Annotated in this window: 7 protein-coding genes; all 7 read right to left on the reverse strand. The window is 34.3% G+C overall.

Annotated elements, in window-relative coordinates:
- Positions 1-2: 2 nt before the first annotated feature.
- Positions 3-995, reverse strand: a complete 993-nt coding sequence (locus tag K5R64_RS01085) for a glycosyltransferase family 2 protein (RefSeq protein WP_220759964.1) — start codon at positions 993-995, stop codon at positions 3-5.
- Positions 992-2,491: a glycosyltransferase family 2 protein gene (locus K5R64_RS01090; RefSeq protein WP_255580260.1), complete on the reverse strand. Its 1,500-nt coding sequence runs from the start codon at positions 2,489-2,491 to the stop codon at positions 992-994. The genes K5R64_RS01085 and K5R64_RS01090 overlap by 4 nt, the downstream gene beginning before the upstream one ends.
- A 42-nt stretch (positions 2,492-2,533) precedes the next feature.
- Positions 2,534-3,676 (reverse strand): glycosyltransferase family 4 protein, encoded by a 1,143-nt coding sequence (locus tag K5R64_RS01095; RefSeq protein WP_220759968.1) that lies wholly within the window; start codon positions 3,674-3,676, stop codon positions 2,534-2,536.
- A 4-nt stretch (positions 3,677-3,680) separates the two neighbouring features.
- Complete coding sequence (locus K5R64_RS01100) at positions 3,681-4,562, reverse strand: hypothetical protein (protein ID WP_220759970.1); 882 nt, start codon at positions 4,560-4,562, stop codon at positions 3,681-3,683.
- Between the two features lie 342 nt (positions 4,563-4,904).
- The gene (locus K5R64_RS01105) at positions 4,905-5,297 is read right to left on the reverse strand and encodes an endonuclease domain-containing protein (RefSeq protein ID WP_255580261.1); all 393 of its coding nucleotides are present in this window, start codon (positions 5,295-5,297) and stop codon (positions 4,905-4,907) included.
- A gap of 92 nt (positions 5,298-5,389) precedes the next feature.
- Complete coding sequence (locus tag K5R64_RS01110; RefSeq protein ID WP_220759972.1) at positions 5,390-6,823, reverse strand: MBOAT family protein; 1,434 nt, start codon at positions 6,821-6,823, stop codon at positions 5,390-5,392.
- 3 nt (positions 6,824-6,826) lie between these two features.
- Positions 6,827-8,224 (reverse strand): UDP-glycosyltransferase, encoded by a 1,398-nt coding sequence (locus K5R64_RS01115; protein ID WP_220759974.1) that lies wholly within the window; start codon positions 8,222-8,224, stop codon positions 6,827-6,829.
- Positions 8,225-8,396 lie beyond the last annotated feature (172 nt).

Here is an 8,396-nt window from a genome sequence, read left to right on the forward strand (position 1 = left end):
TTTTACTTTGGCTTGTTGAACCACAAGCTCCACCATCCTACCATTCTACCGATGGCTTCGGTCAAAGCTTCCTTTTTTTTGTTAGTGGTAAAGATATTACTAAATCGGATGAATGTCAAAAGCAATGTAATCAAATGCCATTTCCACCAGTCCTTGAACTCAGGATGAGGATTTTTCACGCGCCATACATACCAGCCATTGCGAACCACCATTTTACCATAACGGTATTGATTGGGTCGGCCCGAAACATCATGATAATGATACAGTTGCGCAGCAGTATTGAGGTACAATTTACCCACTTTTGCAAGTCTTAAAGAAAAGTCGGCATCTTCATACAAGCCATAGCCTTCAAAATAAGTAGAAAACTGCAAGGTTTCGAATGCTTTCTTCCGAAAAGAAGACACCCCTCCCATTAACATTTCGACCTCATAAATTTTACCTGATGGAGGCAAAAAGCCTACACTGCGTCCGTGGGAATATAAAGAAGAATAGCCTGGAGGACAATTACTGTCCAAGCCTAACTTTTTACGAAGCACAAATCTTGACCCGTCCTTCCGTTTCCATCCATCAAAGTAAAATTCATTTGGAGTTGCTTTATAACAATTCCCTACATAATCCCATTTTGTTTCATTATGAATATAGCCTCCAACACCCAAAGCATCTGGATGAAGCTGATAGGTCTCCATTAATTTTTCAAAATAATCCGTTTCTAAAACCGTATCATCATCCAAAAAACAGATAATTTCTATTGCTTCTGCAACTCTTTCTATTCCATAATTACGTTGCTTGGTCAAACCGCGATTTTCATCTGAAACTTTAAAATAATGCAATTGATCAAAGCCATTTTTCTCGACTACTTTTTCAGTTTCATCGTTGAATGAACCATCAATAATTAAAATTTCATTGGGATAAACCGTTTGTTTCTTAACCGACTCTAACAACAAGAGCAACGGTTCAGGTCTCATATACGTACAAATCACTAATGAAAACTTCATTGCTTTTGATTTAATTGATTAGCCCAAAATACACTTTGATTCCATTGCTTCCTAAAACTTACCAAATAACGAATCGGATTTTTTATTTTTTGATGTTTAAAATATTTAAAAAAAAGGGTTGTTTTATACCCCAATTGTTGTTTGCTCGTTTTATGTAAAATACAGCTCAACATAACTGTCGGGGACGGCTTAGGCTGAATATTATCCTTTTGCCATTTCAAAACAGCCTTCGTTCTGAAACCACCTATGGGCGCTTTTAAATGTAAAATATGTGGTTCCGGTAGATAAATAATATCTTGTCCCAAATTTCGTATTTGCATCCCAAAATCGAAATCTTCTCCAAATCCAAATTCATAGCCAACATTAAACTTAGATTGTTTTAGAATAGAAGTTGCAACTATACTACAACCCGAACCAAAACTTCGCCATTGGATTATGTTTTTTATATTACTTTTTTCACCTTCTCTCAAACAACTTACAGACACTGCTTTTATGTCAAATTCTAGAATAGTCTGGAACGATTTTTTAAAAAAATCAGTTTCAAAAACAATATCATCATCCGCAAGAAAAACCCAGTCACTTTCCACTGCATCTAATGCCAAATTTCTAGCATTACAAGCTCCTGCTTGATGTGTGAAAATGTGTTTTATTTGGAAAGGCCAAAATTCGGATTCTAAATAATCCAACTCACTACTACTCGCTACATCAGGATTTTGCTCTACAATAACCACTTTTTTGGGCAATACAATTTGTTTCGCTAAGTCTTTTAACACATCATATAAATATGGTTTTCTCCCAATCGTCGGAATGATAACATCAATTGTAGGCTCATCAATTACTTCTTTGGAGGATACAACTTTAACACCTTCCAGACTAAATGATGAATTCCTTTTTCTAAAACAAAAAGAAGTTAAAAATGGCAACAATACCAATCGTTTCTCATAAATAAGTAAATTTAGAAACAACAAAAATACCCATCGGGTTCGATAGTGTTGTTTGACAAATTTGAAAAGGGTGTAATGGGAAGAGGTCGAAATGTTGCTTATTCCTGCATTCTTCAATAACTGTGGTTCCGAATAACACAATAACCCTAAAGGCATTGCCAGTTTCGCTACTGAATTTAAATAATAATCAAAATCAGTATCAAAAGGGATGGTATCACCTATGGCAATCAAAACAGAAGCATGTACCATACCAACAATACTACTCATTTGCCAACTAGGATAACTTACTTTCTTGTTAACATTGACAAATAAGGAATCGTCAACATAACCTATAGCTTCATTAATAAAATTAGAAAGACTAGGTCGATAAGAGAGTAATAATTTATTATGATGAAAGAGCGCTGGTAAAACCTCAGTATTTAAAGATACTTTGAAATCCAAATGACACCAAACTATAATTTCACTAGGGTAACGGTTTGCCAATTGATTCAATCCTTTCGCGATAGAAACTTTTACATCACATTCAATAGCAGTTCCTTCTTGTGAATGCACTGAACTAATTTTGTTATTTATATGATAAACAAAAATCAAAATCTATTGAATTAAGGATTGATAAAAGGCCAAACTTTGTTGAGCGACTACTGCAATACTAAACTTACGCATCACTTTTGCTCTAGCTGCCACACCAAATTCAGTTCTCATTTGGCTATTGGATAGCAATATATTAATTTTTGAAGCATATTCCACATGATTCTTTGGATGAACCAAAAAACCATTCACATTATCGTCAATCACATCTGCTGCCCAACCTATATTAGAAGCAACTATGGCTTTTTCCATCGCCATAGCTTCAATCCAAGACACTGGCAAAGCCTCAGCAAAAGAGGGGAACACACAAACGGCACTGTGATTGATATAGGTTTGTATGGTAGTATAGGGCACACTTCCTAAATAACGCACCTGAGTCATCGCTTGTTCAGAAAATAAAGATTTCATCATCTCCCAAGTTGACCCTGAACCTGATATAATATCGGGTACATCTTTCCCTACCAAGACCAATTGAGCTGTTGGATTTTCTTTGATGACTTCATTAAATATAATCGGTAGTTCCAATAATCCCTTTTTCCTAATTAAACTACCAAAATATAAAATAGTATTTGAGGAAACTTGTACGTTTTGATCTTTTGCAAAAGCAGTAACATCAATCGAATTAGGAATAATCGTAAAGTCTTTCTTCAAACCAAAAACAGCATTTGTTGTATCCGCCGTAAACTGACTTACAGAAAGCAAGCCGTCTGCATTTTGAAGGGCACGTTTTTCGTGAAATTTATTTTTCCATTTGACCACTCGCTCGTCTAAATGACAAAAATAAGTATCTGAACCGTTGAGTCGCATCACAACGGGACAGTCTAGAGACATAAATGAACTTATCCCTGTCCAATCCGCTACTTCAACTACATTTATTTGCTTGGAGCGATATAAGTTATTAATTATTTGCTGAATTTTTTTTCGAGTAAAAAACCATGACAAGCCTTTTATTTTGACATTTTTTATTTGTTGAACACAAACTCCCTCATCATCAAAAACACCATCACTTTTTTGTCCATACACCAATACTCGAACCTCGCAACCTGCTACCAAAAGTCCTTTGGCTAAGTTTTTTATACTGGTTCCAATCCCTCCAGAATTACCTGTTTCAGGATGGGGATATTCAGGTGTTAAAAACGCTATTTTCATATTGCTATTTATCAAAAAAGTCTTTGATTATTCTCGCTGTAAACAATCTCGCCCCAGCGTCATTCATATGTCCGCAAGAAGAAAAATAGCGATCCTCTACAACTACATTCTCATAATTGTAAATTTCAGGATAAGCTTTTTTTACTTTGTCAAAGTAATTTATTCCTTGAGTATTCTCACACATTGGCGTCATTACGGGAATAAAATTAATATTATTTTGAATGCATAGCTGTTTGATACTCTCGTAATATTTGTTGTGAACCAATGGCTTCAAATTGGTCAAATTGTTTTTCATATTTCCTTTCTTACCCACTGCTAAAGCATGATAACCTGAGTGAAACAAATGATTTGTTTTTTTTTCAATAAGATTAAAAAACATCTCTCTAAATCCTATTTGGGAATCAAATTTAATATAACGGTAAAATGGGATATAATACAACTCCTTAAAATCTTCTTCCTTCAAAAAGTGATTCTTCACTACCTCTGAAGTATGTAAATAAGGTAAAAACTTAGACGAAATACCTTCGGCTCGATGTTTATTTGACAAATTCAAATCGGCCTCAAGAATTAGATTTTTGATTTTGTACTTTCGTTCCAACATCAATTTTAGCAACAAATCGGCTTCAAAAAGATGCCCCCCACTCATGCCAAAATTGAATGTCTTTAATCCTTTCTCCTCAAATAATTGCGATACAAAATGGTTATTGGCACGTGATGAGCCTATAATTACTACGTCATAATGCTTTGCATTCGAATTAAAAACATAATCTATTTTCCCTCTGTCCTTAGATTGATTGTACACAAAAGTATATCCTGCATCTAAGACGATTGCTAGTACGACTGTAATTATACTACCTTTTAAAATAAATCCTAAAAATTGTTTCATTTTTTGATTTCACTTTTTAATTTTTTCACTCCCTAAAGAGCAATGTCATTTAGTTAATAAGTTTACCGTTACTTCGAATGATTTTTAATAATAATGCTACAGCTATACTATTAAAAATGCCTGTCTTCCGACAGGTAGATATCAAGAAGTTTTGTTTAAACTAGAGTTCTCGATACTGAGATAAAATTTTCTGTCGCAAATTTTGTCTCAACTCGAACTGACGATAACTTAACTTAATGGCATTGCCTTAAATAGTGGAAAATATAAATTCTTTTTTCTTTCCCCTCCCTAAAGGGTGGAAAAAAGAATTTAGATTTTTGTCCGTTCCTATTTTCGATTTGTTTATTGCTTTAAATCAATGAACAATCTGATTTTATCGAGAACTTCAGGTAAATTCAACATGATTTCGTCATTTGTGAACCGAATTACTTTTAATCCTTGAAATTCAATATCTGATGTTCTTTTTTCATCTAAAAGCTGCTGTTCTTCTTCAAAATGATATTCACCGTCTATTTCGATTACTAACTTAAGTGCATGGCAATAAAAATCAACTATATATACACTAAGTGGATGTTGCCTTCTAAATTTATAGCCACCTATTTGGTTATCTTTTACAGCTAACCAAAGTTTTTCTTCTGCTTCCGTCTGCTTTTCTCTTAATTTTTTTGCATTAGAAAAAATTTGTGGAGACGCTCCTTTCCACATGTTTTCAGATAAATTTTTATTTTTTCGCATAATTTTAAAACCCATTAACTGACTTCTTGCCACCCCTAATCCTCAAAATTTTCGGCTCCCTTTAGGGCTGGGGAAAACGAAAATTTAGAACACTAAAACTGAAAATAAATAAACTCCTTATAATCTGAATAGGTTCCCAATGCCAAAATTGCGGTCAAACACAAGGCAAGTTTCACCCTGCTGTATTTTCCAGAAATGGGTTCTTCCTTAAAGCGATTGTACCATTCGACCCCAACAAAAAATAAAATTAATATCACTAACTCATAATTGTACCGTTCATTGCTCAAATATTGGGAGACAAAACCACCCGAGCTTAGCATTCTTTTCAAATACAAATACGCGTCTGTAATGGTATTGGCTCTAAAAAACACCCAAGCCACACAGGTTAATAAAAAGGTCAATATAATATGTCCTATGGTGGTTAATGATTCTAAATTCCATTGTAAGGGCGCTGCTTCTAAATTATTTCTATTTCGTTTTGACAATAATAAAGGCAAGAAATACACCGCATTCAAAAAACCCCATGCAATGTAGGTCCAATTGGCTCCATGCCAAAAACCGCTAACCACAAAAATGATAAATACATTTCGGACTTGTTTGGACTTAGAACCTTTACTTCCTCCTAGCGGAATATATAAATAATCGCGAAACCAAGAAGATAATGAAATGTGCCAACGCCTCCAAAACTCGGCTATATCTCTTGAAAAGTAAGGATAATTGAAATTTCGTAATAGTTCTAACCCAAATAATTTAGACATCCCTAATGCCATATCGGAATAGCCTGAGAAATCACCATAAATTTGGAACGCAAAATAAATGGCTCCCAAAATTAAGGAAAGTGAATTCATGCCATTGTAATTATCAAAAATAGCATTGGCATAAGTGGCACAGGTATCTGCAATCACCACTTTCTTGACTAATCCCCAAATCAACTGATAGATTCCTGCCTTAGCTTGTTCGAAATTAAAACTTCGTTTCACCTTTATTTCTGGCAGCAAATGTGTCGCACGTTCAATTGGTCCCGCTACTAACAACGGAAAATAACTCACAAACAAAGAATAATCAATAAAATTATATTCGGCTTTGATTCTTTTGTAATAAATATCAATCACATAAGACAACCCATGAAACGTATAGAATGAAATCCCAACAGGCAATACCACATCCAATAAAAATGGACTCGCTTTCAATCCAAAACCATTTAAAAATTCGGCAAAAGAACTCGCAAAAAAATTATAGTACTTGAACATACAGAGTAATCCTAGATTGACTCCGACACTTAACCAAAACCAAAACTTTCGTCCTTTGTCGTTTTGACTTTTCTCAATTCGAATGCCCGTATAATAATCTAAAAAAGTAGAAAACAGCAATAAAAAAAGAAAACGCCAATCCCAGCAAGAATAAAAATAATAACTCGCTACAATTAAAAGTAAATTTTGACTACTCTTTGTTTTATTAAAAACAAACCAGTACAACAAAAAAACAATGGGTAAGAAAACCGCAAAGGATAGGGAATTGAAAAACATAACTTAGTTTAAAATAGTATCAATAGTATTCCAAATTTTCAAAGAAGCCTGAGTAGGTTGATTCCCTGCTACAATTTTGTACCATTCCTTACCGTCTACCACATTGGATAACTTACCTTCTAAAATTTGTTTGACCAAATTTTCTAATTCCATTTTATCGGTACAAAAAACAGCTGCTCGAGGACTAGGCATGCTTCTAAAATGAACGTAGTTGTAATTTTGTCCTATATCACGAATGCCTTTTTTCAACTGGGGTTGCTCGTAATTATAGTAGATGCATGGTTTATCATGGGCTACAAAATCGAATACAGTAGAGGAACACACATTAGTAACCAATTCTGAATGGGTACATACATTGTAGAGCATTTTTAAGTCGGCTTTTGTAGGCAACACCTCATTCCACTGTTTCCCGAAAGGTTTCCATAAAGGGTCTATAACCGAAATGACATCGGCATTATCCCGAATGACATCATCGTATCGTGAAGTAGTATCTACAGGGCATTTTCGATAAATTATCCCTAAATTTTCTCCTTTATGATTCAAAGCTCGCACTGCCTTAGCCAAGTCTTCTAAATAATATTGGTCCAAAGGAGAAGTGGTTTCATCATCACCTGAGAAACAAATGTATTTTTTGTTTGGGTCTAAATGATTTTGGGAGCAAAATGCTTCCCGACTAAGTCTTAAGCTACTATCATAATGGGGTTCAAACTGAGGCGTTCCTGTTACAAAAACCTGTGCATCTTTGACAAAAGGATAGTACATCAATACTTCCTTTTTCATCAACTCACTCCATACACAATAGTAATCCGTTTCCACTACTTGCATCGCCTTGGGTACATTATCCCAAGAATACACAAAGGCAACGGTAGGAATCCCTAAATCTTGAGCAGCTAACAAGGCGCTAATGGATTGTGTAGCTCGCTGGGTAGTACAAAAAATCAAATCGGGTTTATGCTCCAATAATTGTGCTTTACAATACTGGTATTTCGTCGTGGAACGTTCTAAAGTATTGATTCTGTTTCGAATATAAAGAATCCCTTTTTCAGAAGAATACAAACCTATTAGGAGTTTACTATATAAGGTCTTTAACGTATTTTTAATCCCATTGTAATTAAAGGGAAATTTGTAGGTTGCATACACCTCATCCTTAAATTTCTTTTGCGAAACATTGAGTTCTATGTGTTTTCTAACCCTTGAATAAATGGCCGTTAAGGGGTGAATCTTATGATTTTCAATTTTCACTTCCTCATACCCTAGTTCCTCTTTTAGGGAAAAAACGGTATTATTCCAATATACAATTTCATATCTTTTTTGTTCACCAATGGCTTTGAATTGCGTAAAGGCAAAATTGCGCAAACCCACACCGTCTGGAAAAAAAACAAATATTTTTTTATTCTTCATTTGCTATGAAAGCTTATTTTAAAACTGAGGCAAAAGTAAGGGTATTGTGGTTTAGATTGTTGGTTTCTTTTAAAAAAGGGTTTAATAGTCAAAAATAGTTGGTAAAAACACCGTAAGGCATTATAAAATATGATGTTTCCGAAAGTTTATTGAAATTCGTTTCAATAAACTT

It is taken from the genome of Flavobacterium sp. UMI-01, assembly GCF_019656315.1.
Lineage (GTDB): Bacteria > Bacteroidota > Bacteroidia > Flavobacteriales > Flavobacteriaceae > Flavobacterium.

Coding starts and splice junctions, on each gene's coding strand:
- K5R64_RS01095 (WP_220759968.1), bottom strand. CDS start 3,676: ATGAAAATAGCGTTTTTAACACCTGAATATCCCCATCCTGAAACAGGT.
- K5R64_RS01100 (WP_220759970.1), bottom strand. CDS start 4,562: ATGAAACAATTTTTAGGATTTATTTTAAAAGGTAGTATAATTACAGTC.
- K5R64_RS01115 (WP_220759974.1), bottom strand. CDS start 8,224: ATGAAGAATAAAAAAATATTTGTTTTTTTTCCAGACGGTGTGGGTTTG.
- K5R64_RS01085 (WP_220759964.1), bottom strand. CDS start 995: ATGAAGTTTTCATTAGTGATTTGTACGTATATGAGACCTGAACCGTTG.
- K5R64_RS01105 (WP_255580261.1), bottom strand. CDS start 5,297: ATGCGAAAAAATAAAAATTTATCTGAAAACATGTGGAAAGGAGCGTCT.
- K5R64_RS01110 (WP_220759972.1), bottom strand. CDS start 6,823: ATGTTTTTCAATTCCCTATCCTTTGCGGTTTTCTTACCCATTGTTTTT.